Source organism: Streptomyces sp. GL_141, assembly GCF_057834385.1.
In genome coordinates this window covers 6,476,472-6,497,826 of sequence record NZ_CM174402.1, presented here as the reverse complement: position 1 = coordinate 6,497,826, position 21,355 = coordinate 6,476,472, and the positions used below count along the sequence as shown (strand labels likewise).

The 21,355-nt window shown below is 73.9% G+C and carries 19 protein-coding genes; 7 read left to right on the top strand and 12 right to left on the bottom strand.

From position 1 onward, the window contains the following. Window positions 1-45: 45 nt before the first annotated feature. Both AC3IX6_RS28860 and AC3IX6_RS28855 read right to left on the bottom strand, forming a co-directional pair. The gene (locus tag AC3IX6_RS28860; RefSeq protein ID WP_489365939.1) at window positions 46-705 is read right to left on the bottom strand and encodes a hypothetical protein; all 660 of its coding nucleotides are present in this window, start codon (window positions 703-705) and stop codon (window positions 46-48) included. Between the two features lie 213 nt (window positions 706-918). Next, window positions 919-1,611: a nucleoside/nucleotide kinase family protein gene (locus tag AC3IX6_RS28855; protein WP_489365937.1), complete on the bottom strand. Its 693-nt coding sequence runs from the start codon at window positions 1,609-1,611 to the stop codon at window positions 919-921. A 92-nt stretch (window positions 1,612-1,703) separates the two neighbouring features. On the opposite strand from AC3IX6_RS28855, the gene AC3IX6_RS28850 reads away from it, so the two are divergent. Next, window positions 1,704-3,149 carry a WGR domain-containing protein gene (locus AC3IX6_RS28850; RefSeq protein WP_489365936.1) on the top strand — a complete coding sequence of 482 codons (1,446 nt, stop codon included), beginning with the start codon at window positions 1,704-1,706 and terminating at the stop codon, window positions 3,147-3,149. 27 nt (window positions 3,150-3,176) lie between these two features. On the opposite strand, the gene AC3IX6_RS28845 is transcribed toward AC3IX6_RS28850, so the two are convergent. Next, complete coding sequence (locus AC3IX6_RS28845; protein ID WP_489365934.1) at window positions 3,177-3,566, bottom strand: cupin domain-containing protein; 390 nt, start codon at window positions 3,564-3,566, stop codon at window positions 3,177-3,179. Between the two features lie 140 nt (window positions 3,567-3,706). Between AC3IX6_RS28845 and AC3IX6_RS28840 the strand changes: the two genes are divergently transcribed. Further along, entirely contained in the window at window positions 3,707-4,390 is a 684-nt protein-coding gene (locus AC3IX6_RS28840) for a DUF2293 domain-containing protein (RefSeq protein ID WP_489365932.1), read from the top strand. On the opposite strand, the gene AC3IX6_RS28835 is transcribed toward AC3IX6_RS28840, so the two are convergent. Beyond that, complete coding sequence (locus AC3IX6_RS28835; RefSeq protein WP_489365930.1) at window positions 4,383-5,093, bottom strand: chaplin; 711 nt, start codon at window positions 5,091-5,093, stop codon at window positions 4,383-4,385. The genes AC3IX6_RS28840 and AC3IX6_RS28835 overlap by 8 nt on opposite strands. A gap of 163 nt (window positions 5,094-5,256) precedes the next feature. Between AC3IX6_RS28835 and AC3IX6_RS28830 the strand changes: the two genes are divergently transcribed. Next, complete coding sequence (locus AC3IX6_RS28830) at window positions 5,257-5,802, top strand: hypothetical protein (protein ID WP_489365928.1); 546 nt, start codon at window positions 5,257-5,259, stop codon at window positions 5,800-5,802. Here AC3IX6_RS28830 and AC3IX6_RS28825 read toward each other — a convergent pair. The 3 genes from AC3IX6_RS28825 to AC3IX6_RS28815 all read right to left on the bottom strand — a co-directional run bounded on the left by AC3IX6_RS28825 (window position 5,783) and on the right by AC3IX6_RS28815 (window position 11,383). Then, the gene (locus AC3IX6_RS28825) at window positions 5,783-6,991 is read right to left on the bottom strand and encodes an SWIM zinc finger family protein (protein ID WP_489365926.1); all 1,209 of its coding nucleotides are present in this window, start codon (window positions 6,989-6,991) and stop codon (window positions 5,783-5,785) included. The genes AC3IX6_RS28830 and AC3IX6_RS28825 overlap by 20 nt on opposite strands. Next, the gene (locus AC3IX6_RS28820; protein WP_489371589.1) at window positions 6,988-9,852 is read right to left on the bottom strand and encodes a DEAD/DEAH box helicase; all 2,865 of its coding nucleotides are present in this window, start codon (window positions 9,850-9,852) and stop codon (window positions 6,988-6,990) included. The genes AC3IX6_RS28825 and AC3IX6_RS28820 overlap by 4 nt, the downstream gene beginning before the upstream one ends. Window positions 9,853-10,036: 184 nt before the next feature. Further along, window positions 10,037-11,383 (bottom strand): helix-turn-helix domain-containing protein, encoded by a 1,347-nt coding sequence (locus AC3IX6_RS28815; protein WP_489365924.1) that lies wholly within the window; start codon window positions 11,381-11,383, stop codon window positions 10,037-10,039. A 147-nt stretch (window positions 11,384-11,530) separates the two neighbouring features. On the opposite strand from AC3IX6_RS28815, the gene AC3IX6_RS28810 reads away from it, so the two are divergent. Next, entirely contained in the window at window positions 11,531-12,160 is a 630-nt protein-coding gene (locus AC3IX6_RS28810; RefSeq protein WP_489365922.1) for a hypothetical protein, read from the top strand. 70 nt (window positions 12,161-12,230) lie between these two features. Next, the gene (locus AC3IX6_RS28805; protein ID WP_489365920.1) at window positions 12,231-12,494 is read left to right on the top strand and encodes a DUF6343 family protein; all 264 of its coding nucleotides are present in this window, start codon (window positions 12,231-12,233) and stop codon (window positions 12,492-12,494) included. 45 nt (window positions 12,495-12,539) lie between these two features. Here the strand turns inward: AC3IX6_RS28805 and AC3IX6_RS28800 are convergent, their stop codons facing one another. The 4 genes from AC3IX6_RS28800 to rpsA form a co-directional block, all read right to left on the bottom strand. Then, window positions 12,540-12,935 (bottom strand): tetratricopeptide repeat protein, encoded by a 396-nt coding sequence (locus tag AC3IX6_RS28800; RefSeq protein ID WP_266958771.1) that lies wholly within the window; start codon window positions 12,933-12,935, stop codon window positions 12,540-12,542. A 157-nt stretch (window positions 12,936-13,092) separates the two neighbouring features. Further along, complete coding sequence (gene coaE / locus AC3IX6_RS28795; RefSeq protein ID WP_489365918.1) at window positions 13,093-13,710, bottom strand: dephospho-CoA kinase; 618 nt, start codon at window positions 13,708-13,710, stop codon at window positions 13,093-13,095. 76 nt (window positions 13,711-13,786) lie between these two features. After that, window positions 13,787-14,725 (bottom strand): PAC2 family protein, encoded by a 939-nt coding sequence (locus AC3IX6_RS28790; RefSeq protein ID WP_266909595.1) that lies wholly within the window; start codon window positions 14,723-14,725, stop codon window positions 13,787-13,789. 226 nt (window positions 14,726-14,951) lie between these two features. Beyond that, a complete protein-coding gene (gene rpsA / locus AC3IX6_RS28785) occupies window positions 14,952-16,469 on the bottom strand; it encodes a 30S ribosomal protein S1 (RefSeq protein ID WP_243338283.1) in 1,518 nt (505 codons plus the stop codon). A 358-nt stretch (window positions 16,470-16,827) separates the two neighbouring features. On the opposite strand from rpsA, the gene AC3IX6_RS28780 reads away from it, so the two are divergent. Both AC3IX6_RS28780 and AC3IX6_RS28775 read left to right on the top strand, forming a co-directional pair. Further along, window positions 16,828-17,676 (top strand): class I SAM-dependent methyltransferase, encoded by an 849-nt coding sequence (locus AC3IX6_RS28780; protein ID WP_489365916.1) that lies wholly within the window; start codon window positions 16,828-16,830, stop codon window positions 17,674-17,676. Window positions 17,677-17,695: 19 nt separating this feature from the next. Continuing rightward, the gene (locus AC3IX6_RS28775) at window positions 17,696-20,377 is read left to right on the top strand and encodes an ATP-dependent RNA helicase (RefSeq protein ID WP_489371588.1); all 2,682 of its coding nucleotides are present in this window, start codon (window positions 17,696-17,698) and stop codon (window positions 20,375-20,377) included. On the opposite strand, the gene pgfA is transcribed toward AC3IX6_RS28775, so the two are convergent. Further along, window positions 20,367-21,344: a cell envelope lipid trafficking protein PgfA gene (gene pgfA / locus AC3IX6_RS28770; protein ID WP_489365914.1), complete on the bottom strand. Its 978-nt coding sequence runs from the start codon at window positions 21,342-21,344 to the stop codon at window positions 20,367-20,369. The genes AC3IX6_RS28775 and pgfA overlap by 11 nt on opposite strands. Window positions 21,345-21,355: the final 11 nt, after the last annotated feature.

Here is a 21,355-nt window from a genome sequence, read left to right as displayed (position 1 = left end):
AGAACGGGGGGACCGGGGGGGACCGTACGGCCGCGCCTGTGGGTGTTACGACGTGTACTGCTGGTCCATCCAGTCGATCGCGCCCGCGCCGTTCAGGTGGTAGCGGAAGACGCGGCCCTGGTTCGGGTGGGCGATCAGCCAGTCGATGAGCTGCTGGAGGGTGATCGGCTGGCTCAGCGGGCTGGCGATGACGGGGGTGACCGCCGTGATCTTGGCATCCTCGGCGATGTTGAGGAAGGTCTCCTTGCCCACCGTGTCGAAGGGGGCGGCGTCCATGCCGGGGGCCGCGCAGCCCCAGTTGCCGTGCTTGACGATCAGGCTGTGGACCCCGCCCTCGGGGGTGTAGCGGTAGACGGCGACCTCGTCGGGCGAGATCGGCATCTTGTGGTCGCAGGTGGAACCGGGGGCCGGCGGCTTCTTCGTGCCCGCCGGGGTGGCGGTCGAAGGGGTGGTGGGAGTCGGCTTCTTCGACGGGGCCGCGGAGGGCGGCGCCGAGGCCGGCGGGGAGGCGGCGCCCGTGGCCGTCGCGCCGGCGGAGGGGCTCGTGGAGGGGCTCGCGGGGGTGCCCGCCGCACCGGTTTCGTCGTCACCGTTGCACGCGGTGAGGGTCAGGGTCGCGCACAGGGCCAGCGCGGCGAGCGCCGCCTGTGTGCGCAACCGTCTCGCGTCCCGAACCACCGTGCCGTGTCCGTGCATTGACCGCATCGCCTTCTCCCTCTGCCAAGGCGCCACCGGGGTGGCCGCCGTCGAAGCGTGCCGTCAACGTAGCGCGCGGTTCCGGCCGGAGCGATGGCCGGAACCGATCGTCACCGTGCCGGAATCCCTCTGTTGCGGTTCCCGGACCTCCGTGACGGGGCGGGAGTTCGCGCAGGTGCGCACGGTGGTCCGCGCAGACGTGCGTGCGGCGGCCTCGCGGGCTCAGGCGGCGCCTTCTCCGCGCAGGCCCGTCCAGGCCGGGTGGCGCGGATCGTCGGCCCGGACCAGGGCGTCGGCCCGGTCCGCCGGGCCGGTGTCCGCCTCGTAGCGCGCGAAGGCGGGGAGGGTCCAGCGGGCGGATTCCTCGGTGCGGCGGGCGAGTGCGCCCGGGGAGAGCCCGATGTGGACGCTGAGGTCGAAGGGGAACCAGTGGCCCAGCAACAGCGGGCCGTGCACGATCAGCACGCCGCCGGGCGGGAGTTCGGCGTAGGGGCTGCGGGTGGCCCGGTCGGTGACCGGGTCCCAGAGGTCGGGCAGCACCCGGCCCGTGCCGCCGGGGTCGGTCGGGCCGAAGACCTCCCGCCAGAGCGCGGCCGTGTCGTACCAGCCGTCGAGGTAGGAGTCCACGTCCTCGCGGCCGAACTCGAAGCGGAGGGAGGCCGGGCGCAGGAAGCCCTCGGCCGCCACCACCAGGACCGAACGCCCGCGCGGGCGCAGCGCGTCGGCGAGCTCCGCGGCGAGCACGCCGGTGCGGGCGGCGGGCGCCCCGTCGATGCCCACCCGCCACCACCGGTCCCCCGGGCCGGCCTCGCCCCCGTCCGTACTGTCGCCCTCGGCGCCGCCCTTCGCGTTGTCGTCGAGGTGACCGGCGAGCCGCTCGGCCATCCGCTGCCATGTGATCGCTTCCAGCTGCACCCGCCCATTGTCAGTGGTGGCCCCTAACGTTTTTCAGGAGGGATCACCGGCGCACAGGGAGCCGGCGGCCCGGCCTTGGGGAGGGGTCTGTCATGGCTCGGGAGACGACGTATCTGGAGCTGTCCCAGGAGGACGGCGGTGCCCACAAGTTCTACGAGGTCACCGTCGACGGGACCTCCGTCTCGGTGCGGTACGGCCGCATCGGCGCGGACGGCCAGCTGCAGAGCTCCTCCTTCCCGACCATCGAGAAGGCACGGGCGGCCGCCGCCAAGAAGGTCGGGGAGAAGGTCCGCAAGGGCTACGCCCCGGCGGTGCGGGGAGTCCGCGCGGCCCGGTCGGTGACGCGCCGCCAGGTCACCTCGACGCCCTCCACCGCACGCGCGGTGGCCCCGGTGCTGTGGCGGTTCCGTACCGGGTCCTCCGCCTTCGGGATCCACGTGGACGAGGACCGCTGCTGGGTCGGCAACCAGGCCGGGGACGTCTACACGGTGAGCCACGACGGCGAGGTGCTGGCCCGGTACCAGCTGCCGGACGGGGTGAAGTGCCTGGTGGCGGACGAGTTCTGGATCTACGCGGGCTGTGACGACGGCACGGTGTACGACCTGTCCTCGAAGGTGCCGTTCGGGGCGTACGACATCGCGGCCGACGTGGACATCTTCTGGCTGGACATCCGCGAGGGCGTGCTGAACGTGTCCGACCGCAACGGCGGGCTGACGGTCATCGACCACGAGGACGAGTTCCAGTGGTCGCGGCGCTCGGCCGGGACGAACGCCTGGATGGTGCGTGCGGACGAGCGGGCGGTCTACCACGGCCACGGCAAGGGGGTCACGGCCTACGCCCCGGACGGCGGGCGGGAGTTGTGGCACACGCAGACCGACGGGTCGGTGCTGTTCGGCTGGCAGGAGGACCACGCGGTGTACGCGGGGACCGGCCGCAACACCGTGCAGCGGCTGTCGAAGGCCACGGGCGCCCTGGAGGCCACGTACCGGTGCGACGCGGCGGTCTACTCGTGCGCGACCTCGCCGGACGGCCGGCACGTCTTCGCCGGCGACCTCGCGTCGTCCGTGTACTGCTTCGACGCCGACGGGCGGCGGCTGTGGAAGCTGGGCACCGGCAGCGGGGCCGCGCTGTCCATGCAGTATCTGGACGAGCGGCTGTACTTGGTGACCACGGACGGTTCGCTGGTGTGCGTGGACGCGAGCGAGACCGCGATCGCGGCCGCCCGGGAGGGGTCGGTGCCGACGGCCGTGGACGTGAAGTCGGCCGCCGCCCTGCCCGTCTTCACCCCGGCCGCCACGCCTGCCGCGGTGGCGACGGTGTCGGTGTCCTCGGTGCCCGCGGGCGGCGTGGTCGTGGAGTGCGTGCAGCAGGGCCAGCGGATGCGGGTACAGGTGGTGTCGGGCGGCTTCGAGCCCTCCTGGAACGTGCAGTTCCCGCGCGGGATACGGGAGCCCGGCGCCCGGTACGTGGTGGACGGCCTGCACCCGGCGGCCGGAGGCTTCTACCGCGTGCGCGGGGAGATCCGCCGGCTCGTCTGAGCGGTGCCCCGTTCACGGGGGGCGGGGTCACCGCGTCCGCGTGGGGCACGCGCAGGGGGTTGCCCCGGTCGGGGTGTCGGCGGGATGCGCGAAGGGGTCGCCCTCGGCGAGGGCGGCGGTGACACAGAGCACGACCCGCTCGGTGCCGAGGTTGCGGCCGAGGTGGACGTGGCGCCGGCCGGCGGGCTCGACGAAGCTGGTGCCGGTGTGATGCACCTCGACCGTGCCGTCGCTCAGGATCCGGGTCAGGGTGCCGGACTTGACCACCGCTATGAGCGGGACGCGGTGGTAGTGCCAGCCGGTGCAGCCGCCGGGCTCTATCTCGACCTCTCGCACCACGAGGTCGGAGGCCACCTCCGCTTTCGGGCGCCGGCCCGCGGTCCTCGGGCGCCCGGCCGTCGCCTGCCTTCCAGCCATGTTTCCCTCCTCCATGGACCGGACGCGGCCCACTCGACTCACGGTAGGAGGACACCATGAGGTCGGGGAAGACTCTGTGAAACCGCAAGTACCCATACCGACAAGGTGATATACGGCCTGAACGGCGGTATCACTTCGACATGAGCCTGGTCGTTTTCGAGTCGACGAAGCAGATCCACTGCGCGGAGTGCAGGCAGGGTCCGCTGCGCCGCCTCGTCCGCGAGACCGGTGTGCCCCGCTGCCTGGACTGCGCCGACCTCGGACACCTCGTCTACCTGCCGCGCGGCGACACCGCCCTCACCCGCCGGGCGCACGAGGCCAGTTCGCTGTCCGCCGTCGTGGTCCGCTTCCACCGGCGCCGCCGCCGCTACGAGCGCCTGGGGATCCTCGTCGAGGACGCCGCCCTGGCCCGGGCCGAGCGCGCCTGCCTCGCGGACGCCGAGGCGCGGGCCCGCCGCCGCGAGCGCGACCGGCTGCGCCGGGCGGCCGAGGACACCCGGTTCACGGCGGCCTTCGCCGCCGAGATCCTGCGCCTGTTCCCCGGGTGCCCCTCCGACCGGGCCCGGGCCATCGCCGCGCACGCCTCGGTGCGCGGCAGCGGCCGGGTGGGCCGCAGCGCGGCGGGCCGGGCCCTCGATCCGCCGGCCGTGTACGCGGCGGTACGGGCGGCCGTGCGGCACCTCGACACCGAGTACGACTCCCTGCTGATGGGGGGCGTGCCCCGGTTCGCGGCCCGGGCCCGGCTGGCGCCCCGGATCGACGCGATCCTGGACGGCTGGCGGGCGGCCTCCGACGACTCCGACACGCCCGCGCAGGCTAGTTGAGCCGGAACCGGCGGTAGAGCAGCACTCCGCCGAGCAGCATGGCGCCGCCGCCGGACAGCAGGTAGCCGGCACCCTCGGCCCCGGTGTGGGCGAGCGCCGAGGGGTGGCTGCGGGGCGGGGCCGGCGGGGTGACCGGCCGTACGGCGACGGGCGGCTGGACGGGCTTGCCGACGACCGGGGTCGAGCCGTTGACGGAGGTGTTGCCCACGGAGGAGTTGCCGACGCCGACGACGCTCACCGAGTTGCCGCTGATGTTGACCGGCACCTCGACGGGGAGCTGGAGTCCGTTGCCGGACAGCAGCCCCGGAGAATCCTTTCCGCGCCCATCGGCCATCGCACCCCGGCCGGGCCCTCCGTGCCCGCCGTCACCGCCGTGCCCGCTCTGGCCGCCGTTCCCCGCACCGTTTCCGGCGCCGGGTTTCGAGGGGTGCGAGGGGCCGGACGGCCGCGGTCCGGGATGACCCGGCTCGCCCTGCTTCCCGGCGCCCCGGTCCGCGTTGACGCACCGGTTCCCGGCCGCCGAGTTGAGCACGCCGACCACGCTCACGGTGTTCCCGCACACGTTCACCGGTGCGTGCACCGGCAGTTGCAGCAGATTCCCCGACAGCACCCCCGGCGAGCGCACGGCCTGCCCGCCCGCCTCCGCGTCGGCGTAGGCGAAGCCACCCGCACCCGCGACCGCGAGGCCACCCCCCGCAACCACCGCCGCGATCAAGCCATTCCGACGACTGTGACGCATCAGATTTCCTGCCTTCCGGAAGGGTCCACGGGCTTTGCACCCGTACCGGAAACAACGCTGTAACCCCATTCGGGTTATAGCGCCGGTAGGCATTTCACTCCATCGTGTACTGGGTAATCCCTACTTCATGACTCGCCCGCTGCTCCTCCTCGACGTGGACGGCCCCCTCAACCCGTTCCGGTCCCGCCTCGCGGGTTTCCGCGGATACACCAGCCACCGGATGCGACCGAGCATCTGGCTGTCCTACCGCGCACCGGAATCCCGCAGTGCCAGGCGCGGTGTACGGGTACGGCTGCACCCGGGCCACGGCGCCCGGTTGCTGGCCCTGCCCTACGAACTCGCCTGGGCCACCGCTTGGACGCACGAGGCCAACACCCTGATCTCCCCGCACATCGGACTACCCGCTGATCTTCCTGTCATCGAATGGCCGGAACCCTTCACCCGCGACCCCGACGGCCTCTTCTGGAAGACCCGCCCCCTCCTGGAATGGGCGGCCGGCCGGCCCTTCGCCTGGGTCGACGACCTGATCACGCCCCGGGACCGCGCCTGGGTCGCCGCCCACCACCCGGCCCCGGCCCTGCTCCTGCGCATCCACCCCCGCCACGGCCTGCGCGCGCAGGACTTCGCCACCCTCGAACGCTGGGCGGCCGGGATCAGCCCAGCAGGGCCGTGACCGGGTCCGGGGAGGGGCGGCGGCCCGTGGGCCACCAGTCGTCGTCGCCCAGGCGGTTCTCGTAGGAGTACCAGAGGGCGTCCCGGCCGAGCCGGAGCTGCCGGCCGGTGCCCGTGAGCCGGTTGCGGTCGGGGCGGAACGAGCCCTGGGCGGCGGCGAGCAGCGCCGGCCGGGCCCGGTCGAAGGGGCCGGCCGGCGGGTCCCAGGGCTCTTCGAGGGCGAGCAGGGCGGGCAGACCGCCCTGCCTCCAGGCGGCCGCCCCCCGGGCCAGGTCGGTGGTGCTGCGTCCGGTGGCGCGGGCCAGCTCGCGGTAGAGGGTGCGGGCGGCGCCGGTGAGCCCGGCCGTGGCGTGTGCCGAGGCCAGCCGGACGGCGTCCTGCCAGCGGCTCAGCCCGGCCATCGGATCCTCGGCGGTGCGCAGCAGCTCCAGGGCGCGGGCGGCCGCGTCCGCGGCGAGCTGGTCCAGGGCGAGCGGGTCCGGGGCCGCCGGGTCGGCCGGATACGCGGGCGGCATCCCGACGGCGGAGGGCGCCGCCAGGGGAGCGGGCAGCGGCGGCAGGACGGTGCGGACGAGCGCGGCACGGGCCGGAACGCCGGGGAAGTCCGGTGTCCCGTCGGGCTGTTCGCGCGCGGCGTGGGCGGCGTTGCGCCGGGTGAGCTCCTCCAGCAGCTCCCGCTCGCCGCGGCCGCGCAGCAGGAGCAGGACGAAGGGATCGGCGTCCAGGAGGCGGGCCGCGCGGTAGCACAGGGCCGCGGCGTGCTTGCAGGGCGGACGCCCGACGTCCGGGCAGGAGCAGCGCGGCACGAGCTCTCCCGCACCGGGCAGGACCGACTCGGAGAGGGACTCCGGGACCTCCCGCTCCAGCAGCGCGGCGAGCGCCGTCGGATCGGCGACCACCGATTCCAGCAGCTCGCTCCACTCGGCGTCCGAGAGGGCGGGCAGGGACAGCTCGGTGCGGTACGGCCGCGGCCGGCTGCCCCGTACGTAGGCCACGATCCGGCCCGGGGTGATCGTGACGGCGTCGACGTGGCCCTCGGCGGCGTAGGTCCGCCCGCGGGTCAGGCGGGCTCCGTCGTGGGCCACCGCCTCCAGGGCGGACACCCAGGCCCGGCCCCACCAGCTGACGGCCTCCACGCCCGGCGGCACGGTCTCGAAGGTGCGGCGGCGGTCGTCGCGCGCGGTGATCATACGGGCCTGCGCAGGGAGACGAGGTCGGCCAGTTCGCGGTCCGTGAGCTCGGTCAGCGCCGTCTCGCCGGAGCCGAGCACGGCGTCGGCCAGCGCCCGCTTCGCCTCCAGCATTTCGGCGATCCGGTCCTCGACGGTGCCTTCGGCGATGATGCGGTGGACCTGGACGGGCTGGGTCTGCCCGATGCGGTAGGCGCGGTCGGTGGCCTGTTCCTCGACGGCCGGGTTCCACCAGCGGTCGTAGTGGATGACGTGTGCGGCGCGGGTGAGGTTGAGGCCGGTGCCGGCCGCCTTGAGGGAGAGCAGGAACACGGGTACCTCTCCGGCCTGGAACCGGTCCACGAGCTCCTCGCGGCGCGGAACGGGCGTGCCCCCGTGCAGCAGCTGGTGGGAGATCCCGCGCGCCGTCAGATGCCGCTCGATGATGCGGGCCATCGTCACGTACTGGGTGAAGACCAGCACGGAGCCGCCCTCGGCCAGGATCGTGTCGAGCAGCTCGTCGAGGAGGGCCAGCTTCCCGGAGCGGTGCGCGATCCGGGGCTCCTCCTCCTTCAGATACTGGGCGGGGTGGTTGCAGATCTGCTTGAGCGAGGCCAGCAGCTTCATGATCATGCCGCGCCGCTCGATGCCCTCGCTCGCGCCGATCACGGCCATCGCCTCGTCGACCGCCGCCTGGTAGAGGGAGGCCTGCTCGCGGGTGAGGGACACGGGGTGGTCGGTCTCCGTCTTCGGCGGCAGCTCGGGCGCGATCCCCGGATCGGACTTCTTGCGCCGCAGCAGGAACGGCCGGACCAGCGCGGCCAGTCGGGCGACCGCCGCCTCGTTACCCCCGTCCTCCTCCGTCTGGTGCTCCACGGGCCGGGCGTGCCGGGCCCGGAACGCGGTGAGCGGGCCGAGCAGTCCGGGCGTGGTCCAGTCGAGGAGTGCCCACAGCTCGGAGAGGTTGTTCTCCACCGGGGTACCGGTCAGCGCCACCCGGGCGGGTGCCGGGATCGTGCGCAGTGCCTTCGCGGTCGCCGAGTGCGGGTTCTTGACGTGCTGGGCCTCGTCCGCGACGACCATGCCCCAGGGCTGTTCGGCCAGCCGGGCCGCTCCCGCGCGCATGGTTCCGTAGGTGGTGAGGACGAATCCCCCGGCGGGCTGGTCGGCCAGCCCTTCGAGGCTGCGGCCGGCGCCGTGGTAGCGGCGCACCGGCGTGCCGGGGGCGAACCTCTCGATCTCCCGCTGCCAGTTGCCCAGCAGCGAGGCCGGGCAGACCACCAGCGTCGGCTCGGGACGGTCGCGGTGCAGGTGGAGCGCGATCAGGGTGACGGTCTTGCCGAGGCCCATGTCGTCGGCGAGGCAGCCGCCGAGGCCGAGCGAGGTCATCAGGTCGAGCCAGGCCAGGCCGCGGGCCTGGTAGTCGCGCAGGGTGGCCTTGAGCCCGGCCGGCTGGGGCAACGGGGCCAGCTCCCCGGTCAGCCGGTCCCGCAGGGCGGCCAGCGCCCCCACGGGGACCGCGGCCACCGGCTCGCCCTCGACCTCGGCCGTCCCCGTCAGTACGGCCGTCAGCGCGTCCACCGGGTCCAGCAGACCCAGCTCCCGCTTGCGCGCCTTGCGCACCAGCTCCGGATCGACCCGCACCCACTGGTCGCGCAGCCGCACCACGGGCCGGTGGGCCTGCGCGAGCGCGTCCATCTCCCCCGGGGTGAGCCGGTCTCCGCCGAGCGCCAGCTCCCAGGAGAAGGCGAAGAGGTGCTCGGCGTCGAAGAACGCGGTGCCGTCGGTGGCGGAACCGGGCGCCGTGGACCGTACGACCGCGGTCGCGCTGAGCGTACGAGCCAGCTCGCGCGGCCAGTGCACCAGGACTCCGGCCTCCGCCAGCCGGGTCGCGGCCCGGCCCAGCAGGTCTTCGAGCTCGGGGTCCGAGAGGGCCAGGACATCGGGGACCGGCTGGTCCAGCAGCCGCAGCAGCGGCGGCCAGACCCGGGCCGCCCGGCGCAGCGCGAGGACGGCGTCGATCCGGGCGCGGGGTCCGAACCCGGCCGCGGCGGCGCCCGCCCAGAGCATCGCGGCGTCCGTGACCAGCGTCGGGTCGGCGAGGCTGTGGACCTGGACGACGGCGGCCCCGGCACGGCGCACGTCCTCCCCCGGCTCCGTCCCGGTCCCGGCCTCGTCGAAGAGGCGGAAGGAGGACAGGTCGAGGCGGAGCGAGATCCCGACTCCGGTGTCCGCGCCCGAGGCGACCTGCGCGGCCCAGTCCCGTATCCCCGGGACCTGCTGCGGCTCGCGGGCCGCGAACGGCCGGCCCGCGGCGAAGGGCGCCGCGGGGGTGCGGGGCAGACTGTCGGCGACGGCGTCGAGGAACGCCCTGACCAGCGCCTCCGGTTCGGGCAGGTGGAGCGGGCGGCGTCCGGCGAGCGGTGTGGCGTACCCCTCGTGGGGCAGGGCGGCGGCGACCGCGCGCAGGTGCGCGATGTCCGCGGCGTCCAGGGGCCCGGCCCGCCAGGCGTCGACCCCGTCGGGGGTCAGCCCGGGCAGCAGGCGGCCCCGCGCGACGAGGGACAGCGCCTGGACGGCGGCGGTCCCCCAGGCGCGGGTCGCGGGATGCGTGGCGGGCCCGCGGACCGCGCGGACGAGCACGGGCAGGGCGGCGGTGACCGTCAGCGTGACGGCGGGCACCGTGCGGGTACGGACGCCCTCGCCATGGGGACGGACCACCTGGAGCGTGGCCGGTAGCCCTTCGGCGGGCAGGGGGTCCCCGTCGGGCGCCCAGAACGCGATGCGGCTCTCGCGGGGCACGGCGGCGGGCAGGAACACGGCGGCGTGCCGCGGCAGGGCGGACACGGACGGCTGCGCCGGTGCGTGCCGCGTCGCGGGCATGGCCATCACGTCCCCCTCTCCCGCTCTCCACCGTCCCCGGGTTCTCCCCGGGCACCTTCACGTCCAGACACATCCCGTCCGTCTGCCGTCGAGTCTAGGCGCGGCCACTGACAATGCCGCTGAACTGCACGTTTCCCGGAGATCCGAGCACGGGGCGGCGCGGCGGCGCCGGTCGCCCCGTGGTTCAGCGGCTCCAGCGGCCCCGTTCGTGGGCGTAGCCGTAGACCGGGCGGTCCGGGGAGGCGGCGGAGACGCGCCAGGGACGGCCCGCCTCGTCGAGGCGCAGGGTGCCGGAGCCGGTGGGGGCGCTCCAGCGGAGGTCCAGGGACCAGTCGCAGTCGCATCCGGTGCTGCTCGCCACCACCCGCAGGACGGCCGGTTCGGTGGCCGAGATCCTGAGCGGGAAGGCGGGGGCCGCGATCTCCTCCCCGTACTCGTTGCCGGCCACCGGCCGGGCCAGCGGGCGCGGCGCGTCCAGGTTGACCGTGAACCCGGCCGGGGTGATCCCTCCACCGCAGCCCTGCGACATCTCGTACACGTTCCACCGCAGCGGGGCCCGCCGCCCGGCCACCCGTACCTCCAGGTCCTCCAGGACCACCGGGTCCGGACCCGTGCCCAACAGGGTGACCTCCACGATCTGCGTCCCCGCGTGGACGGCCTTGCGCCCCGCCGCCCACGCGGGCGCGTCCGCCTCCAGGGGCGGCGGGGGCACCGCCGAGGGACCCGGTTCGGCGAGGTACGCGTGGTCGCAGCCCGCCGCCCACACGTGTGACCGTACGGCCGCGCGCAGGGGCGGGGAGGCCGGCGAGGGGCCGCCCGTCGCCGCGGGGGGACCCGTCGGCGTTCCCGAAGCGCCCGCCGCCGTGCCGGTCTCCGCCGGCGTCGCCGCGGGGCTGGTCGGCGTTCCCGGTGCGGCCTCCGACGCCGCGGGCCCGGTCGCCGGACCCGTCCCCGTGGCCCCGCCCGCGGCCGCGGCCGTACCGGGAGCCGCCACCGTCGGGCCGGCCTGGGGTGCCCGGCCGTCCCGGCCCGTCTGCGGAAGCCACCCGACGCCCACGGCGAGGGCCACGACGGCGGCCGCCGCCACCCCGGCCAGCAGCAGGCGGTTCCCCGTCCGGCGCGGCACGGGCGCGAACGCCGCCGCCGCCGGGACACCGATGTCCGCGGCCACCACCTCCGGCTCCGGGTCCGGCTCCCCCTCGTCCACGGGCGGCGGCTCCACCACCACCGCCTCCTCCGCCACCGCTTCCACCGCCACCGCCCGCCGCCGCGCATCCGCCAGCAGCCAGGCCCGGTGCAGTTCCACCGCCTCCGCCGGCACCGCCCCGCAGGCCCGGGCGAAGCGGTCGACCACCGCGAACTCCGCGGGCAGCGCCTCACCGCTGCAGTACCGGTGCAGGGTCGACGTACTCGTGTGGAGGACGCGGGCGAGTGCCCCGTAACTCCGCCCGCTCCGCTCCTTCAGTTCCCTCATCGACCGCGCGAACGCCTGTGCCTCGGCCGATCTCCCCGTCCCGGAGTTCCGTTCCATGCCCACGATGTTCCCGCAGCTGAGGGCGCGTACGACCGTTCCATTGTCCCGAGTTCGTCCCGAACCGTCGGCCCGGGCCCGAGGCGGGGTACAGCCTTCTCCAGAAGCACCGCCACACCGTCACGGACCACACGGGGAGAACCGACCATGTTCCGACGCACCGCCCGCACCGCCCGGACCGCCGCCGCCCTCGCGGCCACCGCGGCCGCCGCCACCGCCCTCGTCCTCGCCGCCTCCACCACCTCCACGGCCGCCGTCACCGCGCCCGGGTTCCTGGCCGGCACCGATCTGCCCCCGCACCCCGGCTCCGCCTGGTACGCCGGGAAGGTCACCAAGGGGCTGCCCGAGTTCGCGCCGTTCTGCGCGGACGGCGTGCTCCCCGCCACCGGGAGCTGGTACCGCGACTTCGGCACCGAGTTCGACACGAACGCGGTCCAGGTGTCCGTACGCACGTCCTCCAGCGCCGCGGCCGTGAAGCTCGCGGCGGCCCTGGAGCGCAAGGTCGCGGCCTGCGCCGCCGACTGGCTGCGCAAGACCCCGGGCGGTACGGCCTCCTGGCAGGACTACGGCAAGCTCAGCGTCGAGGAGGGCGCGCACGTCTACGGGGTGCACACCTCCATGCCGGAATCCGAGCCCGGCGTCCACCTGTTCGGCATCGGCCGCGACGGCTCCACGGTGACGTTCGTGAGGTGGGGGCAGATGGGGTACCTGAACGAGGCTCCCCTCCCGGCCTTCAAGAAGACGACCGTCAAGGCCGTGAACAAGCTCAACCCCTGACGCGCCACGCCCTCCGGTGGGACCATGGAAGGGACGGGGAAACCGGGGTGGGCGACACGTCGAGGCGGTGATGGCCGTGCGCACCGGAAACGAGCCGGTGACCGCCCGCAGCGCGCTGCGGCTGCGCTTCTGGCTGAGCCTGTGGGGGATGGTCTGGTCCGGCGCCGGGGCGGCGGCGTTCTCGCTCGCCGCCCGGCCCGGGTGGGCCGCGGCCTGCGCCGCCGTCGCCGTGCTCGCGGCCGTGGACCTGACCGTGGTCCTCCACCGCATCCACCAGGGCCCCCACTACCAGCCGGACCGCGACGTCCCCCCGTACGAGCCCCCGGACCACTAGGCCCGGCCGCTAGGCCCGGCCGCCAGGCCCGGCCGCCAGGCCCGGCTACTTCTCGAAGCGGGCCGCCGCCAGGTAGTCCGGCTGGGGGTCCAGGGCGGCCGCGAGGCGGAAGTGCTTGCGGGCCTGGTCCGGCCGGCCGGCACGCTCGTGGGTACGGGCCAGCGCGAAGTGGGCGAACGCGTTGTCCGGCTCCCGCTCCAGCACGATCTCGAACTCCAGCTCCGCCGGCCGCAATTGGGCGGCGGCGAAGAAGGCCCGGGCGCGCAGCAGCCGGGCCGCCGTGTTCTCCGGGTGGGCGGCTATGACCGAGTCGAGCAGCTTCACCGCACCGCGCGGGTCGCGCGCGGCGAGGAGCTGCTCCGCGGCCCGGTAGTCGATGACGTGCGTCTCGGGCGACGAGGACCGCGACGGCGGCGGGAGCTGCGGCGTGGTGTCGGACACGGTCTGTTCCTTCCCTCTACGGGCGCGTTCAACGCCCCGCGCACCGCCCGCTATTCCGTGAACACATCACGCACCGCCCACCACACGCCGTGCTTCACGCACCGCGGGTCATGCGCCACAGGTCATGCGCCACGCACCACAAGTCACCCACCACAGGTCATGCGCCAGGCCCCGCTGCCACCGCCGCCCGCGCCGTGAGTTCCTCCCACACCTTGCGCACCTGCGGCTCCAACGCCTCCAGCGGCCCGTCGTTGTCGATCACGAGCGTGGCCACGGCCAGCCGCTGTTCCCGCGTGGCCTGCGCGGCCATCCGGGCCCGGGCTTCCGATTCCTCCATGCCCCGCAGCCCCGTGAGCCGGGTCAGCTGGGTGGCGGGCGCCGCGTCCACCACCACGACCAGGTCGTAGAGCGGCGCGAGCCCGTTCTCCGCGAGCAGCGGTACGTCGTGCACCACGATCGCGCCGGTCCCCGCGGCGGCCTCCAGCTCGGCGGACCGGGCCCCGACCAGCGGGTGCACGATGCCGTTGAGGATCCGCAGCTTCTCGGGGTCGGCGAACACGATCGACCCCAGCTTGGGCCGGTCCAGCCCGCCCTCCGGAGTCAGCACGGACTCCCCGAAGGCTGCCACCACCGCCGCGAGCCCGGGCGTACCCGGCTCCACGACCTCCCGCGCGATCCGGTCGGCGTCCACGACGACCGCCCCGTACCCCGCCAGCAGCCGCGAGACCTCGCTCTTGCCGGCGCCGATTCCGCCTGTCAGGCCAACTTTCAACATGCCCGGCAGACTAACCCCCGCGCCCCGGGCCCCGTACAGACCCCCGACCGGACCCGACCAGAACCCCGGTCGTGCCTCAGCCCTCGCCCTCGCGCTCCGCCAGGAACCGCTCGAATTCGAGGCCGATCTCGTCCGCCGACGGAATCTCCGCGGGCTCCGCGATCATGTTGCCCCGGGTCTCGGCACCGGCCGCCGCGTCGTACTGGTGCTCCAGCCCCTGCACCAGGCTGACCAGCTCCTCGTCGCCCTCCCGGATCTGCCGGTCGATCTCCGTCTGCGTGCGGTGCGCCTCGGTGCGCAGCGCGTGCGCGACCGACGGCAGGACCAGCCCCGTCGCGGCGGTGATCGCTTCCAGGGCGGTCAGCGCGGCGTCGGGGTACGGGGAGCGCGCCACGTAGTGCGGTACGTGGGCCGCGACGCCCAGCACGTCGTGCCCGGCCTGACCGAGGCGGAACTCGACGAGCGATTCGGCGCTGCCGGGGACCTGGGCCTCGTCGAAGGGGCTGCGGTGTCCCGGCATGAGGTCGGTCCGGTTGCCGTGCGGGGTGATCCCGACGGGACGAGTGTGCGGGACGCCCATGGGGATGCCGTGGAAGTTGACGGAGAGCCGCACGCCCAGGCGCTCGACGATCTGCCGGACGGCGACGCAGAAGCGCTCCCACTCCACGTCCGGCTCGGGGCCGGACAGCAGCAGGAAGGGCGCGCCCGTGGCGTCCTGGACGAGGCGCACCTCGAGCAGGGGCTCCTCGAACTCCGTCCAGTGGTCGCGCTGGAAGGTCAGCAGCGGACGGCGTGCCCGGTAGTCCACCAGACGGTCCGCGTCGAACCGGGCCACGACCTGGTGGGGCAGCGTGTCGAGCAGCCGCTCGACGATCTGCTCGCCGGTCTCGCCCGCGTCTATGTACCCCTCGAAGTGGTAGAGCATGACCAGCCCGGCCGAGTCCTGGGCGAGCGCCAGGTCGGCCACCGCCAGGCCCTTGGCGTCCCATTCGTACAAACCCTGTGGATCAAGCACCGCCACCACTCCTCCTCCGCCGCGTTCTCTGGCAAGAACGTTCAAGGACCCGTGACCATTCCCCAGTTGACGGTATTGCCGAGACGGTGTTCACAGGAAGGCCCGGCGTTCGACACGGCATGCGCGACGGCGCGCGGCACGGCCGCACAACGCGGTAAGGCCCGCCCCCCAGAGGGGACGGGCCTTACCGGTGAAGATCAGCTCGGCTCGCGCCGTGCTGCTGCGATCAGCTCTGGCCGCCGGCCAGCTTCTCGCGGAGCGCGGCGAGGGCCTCGTCGGACGCCAGGGCGCCAGAGGTCTCGTCCGCACCCTCGGAGGAGTACGAACCACCCGAGATGCCCGCACCGGCGCTGCTGCTGCTGCCCGCGGCCGGAGCGGCCGCACCCTCGGCAGCGGCGGCCTCGTCGGCCTCGCGGCTCTTGATGACCTGAGCCTGGTGCTGCTCGAAGCGCGTCTGCGCCTCGGCGTACTGGCCCTCCCAGGCTTCGCGCTGCTTGTCGAAGCCCTCGAGCCAGTCGTTGGTCTCGGGGTCGAAGCCCTCGGGGTAGATGTAGTTGCCCGCGTCGTCGTACGAGGCAGCCATACCGTAGAGGGTCGGGTCGAACTCGACCGAGGCCGGGTCGGCACCGAAGGACTCGTTGGCCTGCTTCAGGGACAGCGAGATCCGGCGACGCTCGAGGTCGATGTCGATGACCTTGACGAAGATCTCGTCGTTGACCTGGACGACCTGCTCCGGGATCTCCACGTGGCGCTCGGCCAGCTCGGAGATGTGGACCAGACCCTCGATGCCCTCGTCCACGCGGACGAACGCACCGAACGGAACCAGCTTGGTGACCTTACCCGGGACGACCTGGCCGATCTGGTGCGTCCGGGCGAACTGCTGCCACGGGTCTTCCTGCGTCGCCTTCAGCGACAGGGAGACGCGCTCGCGGTCCATGTCGACGTCGAGGACCTCGACGGTGACTTCCTGGCCGACCTCGACAACCTCGGACGGGTGGTCGATGTGCTTCCAGGACAGCTCGGAGACGTGGACGAGACCGTCGACGCCACCCAGGTCCACGAAGGCACCGAAGTTGACGATCGAGGAAACGACGCCGGAGCGGACCTGACCCTTCTGCAGGGTGGTGAGGAACGTCTGGCGAACCTCGGACTGGGTCTGCTCGAGCCAGGCGCGGCGGGACAGGACCACGTTGTTGCGGTTCTTGTCCAGCTCGATGATCTTCGCCTCGAGCTCCTTGCCCACGTAGGGCTGGAGGTCGCGAACGCGACGCATCTCGACGAGGGAGGCCGGCAGGAAGCCGCGGAGGCCGATGTCGAGGATGAGACCACCCTTGACGACCTCGATGACGGTACCGGTGACGATGCCGTCTTCTTCCTTGATCTTCTCGATCGTGCCCCAGGCGCGCTCGTACTGCGCACGCTTCTTGGACAGGATGAGACGGCCTTCCTTGTCCTCCTTCTGGAGAACAAGAGCCTCGATCTCGTCGCCGACCTTGACGACCTCGTTCGGGTCGACATCGTGCTTGATCGAGAGCTCGCGGCTCGGGATGACGCCCTCGGTCTTGTAACCGATGTCGAGGAGAACCTCGTCACGGTCGACCTTCACGATGACGCCGTCGACGATGTCGCCGTCGTTGAAGTACTTGATCGTCTCGTCGATCGCGGCGAGGAACGCGGCCTCGTCACCGATGTCGTTGACCGCAACCTGCGGGGTGGTGGCGGTGGTCTCGGTGCTGCTCGTCATGTGGGTAAGGGCTCCGGTTACGGACAGAAAGTCGTAGGTACTGCTACGCCGGGAGCCCTTATCGGCATCTGCCGAAGAAGCCGGACAGCCAAGGAAGCCCCAGTTCCGCGAAGTGCGGGGTGGGGGCCTCGAAAACCGAGGGGTCATCAACAGATACAAGCGCAGCCTGCTAGGTCTGAGGAGCACAGGCTCGCAGCGCAACTTGTAGCATACGGGGGCAGCCGGACAGGGTCAATGCGCGAAGGCGCACACCCCGGGCAGATCACCGCACAACCGGCACAATTAGCGGGCAGGCAGGCGCCGATGGCCCTTCCCGCCCGCTTTCCGCAGACATTCGCAGACTACGACGACGGGCCCCATGAACCAAGAGGACTGCGCCCCCGAAGAGGCGTACGAGGCCGGATCGGCCGCTGAGGACGATTCCGAGGCCACGCGCCGTGACGCGGGAGAAGCGGAGAGCAGCCGGGCGAGCCGGGGCTGGTGGGACCGCAACGCCGACGACTACCAGAGCGAGCACGGAGCCTTCCTCGGCGACGACCGCTTCGTCTGGGGACCCGAGGGCCTGGACGAGGCGGAGGCGGCCCTGCTCGGCCCCGCCGCCTCCCTCAAGGGCAAGGACGTCCTGGAGATCGGCGCCGGCGCCGCCCAGTGCTCGCGCTGGCTGGCCGCCCAGGGCGCGCGTCCCGTCGCCCTGGACCTCTCCCACCGCCAGCTCCAGCACGCCCTGCGGATCGGCGATGACGTCCCCCTGGTCGAGGCCGACGCCGGGCGCCTCCCCTTCCGGGACGGCTCCTTCGACCTCGCCTGCTCCGCCTACGGGGCCGTCCCCTTCGTCGCCGACCCCGTGAACGTCATGCGCGAGGTGCGCCGCGTCCTGCGCCCCGGCGGCCGCTGGGTCTTCTCCGTCACCCATCCCGTCCGCTGGGCCTTCCCCGACGAGCCGGGCCCCGAGGGGCTGTCCGTGGCCGCCTCCTACTTCGACCGCACCCCGTACGTCGAGCAGGACGAGCAGGGCCGCGCCGTATACGTGGAGCACCACCGCACCATCGGCGACCGGGTGCGGGACGTGGTCGCGGGCGGCTTCCGCCTCCTCGACCTGGTCGAGCCGGAATGGCCCGCGTGGAACAGCCAGGAGTGGGGCGGCTGGTCCCCGCTGCGCGGCAACCTCATCCCCGGTACGGCGATCTTCGTGTGCGAGCGGGACTGACCGGGTGACGGGACAGCGCGTGATCCGTACGGCCGACCTCGACTCCCTTCCCGTACGGGAAGCCCTGCCCGCGCTCGTCTCGGCGCTGGACGCCCACGGCGCCGCCGTGCTCTGCGCCCCGCCCGGCACCGGCAAGACCACGCTGGTGCCGCTGGTGCTGGCGGGGCTGGTGGGAGGCGGGCCGCGCCGCCGGGTCGTGGTCGCCGAACCCCGCCGGATCGCCGCCCGCGCCGCGGCCCGGCGGATGGCCTGGCTGCTCGGCGAGCGGGTCGGCGCCTCGGTCGGCTTCACGGTGCGCGGTGAGCGGGTGGTCGGGCCGTCCACCGTGATCGAGGTGGTCACCACCGGGGTGCTGCTCCAGCGGCTCCAGCGGGACCAGGAGCTCTCCGGGACCGACCTGGTCATCCTGGACGAGTGCCACGAGCGGCACCTGGACGCCGACACGGTCGCCGCCTTCCTCCTGGACGTACGGGAGACCCTGCGCCCGGAGCTGCGGCTCCTCGCGGCGTCGGCGACCACGGACGCGGCCGGCTGGGCGCAGCTCCTCGGCGGCGCCCCGGTCGTGGAGGCGGCCGGCGTCTCCCACCCGGTGGAGACCGTGTGGGCACCGCCGGCCCGCCCGGTGCGGCCGCCGCACGGGATGCGGGTGGATCCGGCGCAGCTGACGCACGTGGCCTCGGTGGTGCGGCGGGCACTGGCGGAACGTTCCGGCGATGTCCTGTGCTTCCTGCCCGGCGTCGGTGAGATCGCCCGGGTCGCCGGGCAGCTCGGCGCCGTCGACGCGGAGGTGCTCCAGATACACGGCCGCGCTCCGGCCTCCGTCCAGGACGCGGCGCTGTCCCCCGCGCCGCACCGCCGGGTCATCCTGTCCACCGCCGTCGCGGAGTCCAGCCTGACCGTGCCCGGCGTACGGATCGTCGTGGACTCGGGGCTGGCCCGCGAACCCCGGGTCGACCACGCCCGGGGCCTGGGCGCGCTGGCCACCGTACGGGCGTCCCGCGCGGCCGGCCGCCAGCGCGCCGGCCGGGCCGGGCGCGAGGCCCCGGGCACGGTGTACCACTGCTGGGCCGAAGCGGAGGACGGGCGGCTGCCCGCGTACCCCTCCCCCGAGATCCGGATCGCGGACCTCGCGCAGTTCGCCCTCCAGGCCGCCTGCTGGGGCGACCCGGACGCGACCGGCCTGGCCCTGCTCGATCCGCCGCCGGCCGGAGCGATGGCCGCGGCGCGGGAGGTGCTGCTCGCGGTGGGCGCGGTGTCCCCGGCGGGGCGGCCGACCCCGCGCGGGCTGCGGATGGCCCGGCTCGGCCTGCACCCGCGCCTGGCCCGGGCCCTGCTCGACGGTTCCGCCGCGCTGGGGCCCCGGCGGGCGGCGGAACTGGTCGCCCTGCTGAGCGAGGAGCCACCGCGGGAGTACGGAGACGACCTGGCCGCGGCCTGGCGCCGGGCCCTGGCGGGCGGCGACCCGTACGCATCGCGCTGGCGCGCGGAGGCCAGGCGCCTTGAGCGCGCGGCGGGAGAGGGCGGCCCTGCGGGGCGTTCCCCCACCCCGCCCCTTCCCGATTCCCGGGGCTCCGCCCCGGACCCCGCGCCTCAAACGCCGGCGGGGCTGGAAAGTCCAGCCCGCCCGGCGTTTGAGGGCGCGGGCGCGCAGCGCACGCACGGGGTCCGGGGCGGAGCCCCGGCTTCGGGAAGGGGCGGGGTGGGGGAAAACTTCGTGCCCGACGACGCCGCCGCCGGGCTCGTGGCAGCGCTGGCCTTCCCCGAGCGGGTCGCCAGGGCCAAGGGCCAAGGAGCCTTCCTCATGGTCTCCGGGACCGGGGCCGAGCTCGGCGAGGGGTCAGGGCTGCGCAGCGCGCCCTGGCTGGCTGTCGCAGTCGCCGACAGGCCCCCGCACTCGGCCTCCGCGCGGGTCCGGCTGGCCGCGCTCCTCGACGAGGACACCGCCCGCGAGGCCGCCGGCCACCTCTTCCGCGCGGGCGAGGAGGTCCATTGGGAGGACGGCGACCTCGTCGCCCGGTCCGTGGAACGGCTCGGCGCCGTCGAGCTGGCCGCACGGCCCCTGCGCGACCCCGACCGCGCCCTCGTCAGGGCCGCACTGATCGAAGGACTCCGCACCGACGGGCTCGGCCTGCTGCGCTGGACCCCTGATTCGCAGGCACTCCGGGCCCGGCTCGGCTTCCTGTACCGCACGCTCGGCCCGCCCTGGCCCGACGTGGCGGACGACGGGGAGCTGCTGGAGCGGGCCGACGACTGGCTGGAGCCCGAGCTGTCGCGGGCCCGCCGCCGCGGCGACCTCGCGCGGATCGACGCCGGGCAGGCGCTGAACCGGCTGCTGCCCTGGGCCACGGGCGAGGCCGCCCGGCTCGACGAGCTGGCTCCGGAGCGGATCGAGGTGCCGAGCGGCTCCCGGATCCGCGTCGACTACGCCGCCGAGCACGGGCAGCCCGTCCTCGCGGTCAAGCTCCAGGAGCTGTTCGGGCTGGCCGAGACCCCCCGGGTCGCGGGGGTGCCCGTACTCGTCCATCTGCTGTCGCCCGCCGGCCGGCCCGCCGCGGTCACCGCGGATCTGGCGTCCTTCTGGCGGGGCGGCTACCGCGCCGTCCGCGCCGAGCTCCGCGGCCGCTACCCCAAGCACCCGTGGCCCGAGGACCCGGCGACCGCCGAGCCCACCCGGCACACCAACGCCCGGCTCAAGCGCTGAACGGCTCCTCCTGGCGGGGGCGCCGGCCGCGCGCCTCCAGCCAGAGCGCCAGCCCGAAGAGGGCGAGCCCGCCGGCCGCCAGCCCGATCGGGGCGTACGTGTGCAGCGCCAGGACCATGATCCGGTTCGACTTGACCAGGTCGACGGTGTGGTCGCTGTAGTCCTCGCGGATCTTCACGTGCCCGGCGAAGACGGTGAGCTTCCCGTCGGGCGCGCTGCCCGCGATGCTCCCGCCGCGCATCTCCTGCTGGATCTCCTGCTCGGCGTTGACGGGCGCCCCGGTCACCGGGTCGACCCAGAACATGGCCTTGGTCGTGTACCAGAGGCTGGTTCCGGTGTCCTGCTCGAACGTCGCCGGGTTGAGGCCCTCGACCGGCATCTTCTTCGGCAGCCCGACCTTCGTCCACGGCACGGTCTGCTCGAAGTAGTAGACGTCCACGCCCTTGAACGTGCGCGGTCCCACGTAGTGGATGGGCGAGGAGGTGCGGGTCTGCTGGTCGAAGTAGAGGTAGTCGCGCGGCTCGGTGAAGAACGGCCACTTGAACTCGATGCCCTCGCGCTTGACCGGGTCCCCGTCCACCGCCTCACCGGTGGCGTGCACCGGGTCCTGGCTGTGCGCGTCGAAGATGTAGCGCTCGGGGATCTGGGAAACCATCTTCCCGTCCGGATCCATGATGTGGGTCAGCGTGTCCCAGACCACGACGTCCTTGCCGGCGCTGGCCTCGATCTCCTTCGACGCCTCGACGTTGCCCTTGAGGGTCTGGACGATGGTGACCTTGGGGACCTTCTTCGGCTGCATGGTGGCGTAGTCGATGAGGGTCGCGTCCTTCGCCTCCAGCACCATCTCCTGGTACTGGCTCGGCGGAATCTTGGCGAGCCTGGGGTACGCGTACCAGCGCAGCAGCGGTGCGAGGGCTGCACAGAACACGGCTACGGCTAGCAGGACGAGGCTTGCTCTGCGTCGCATGGCCGGGCCCT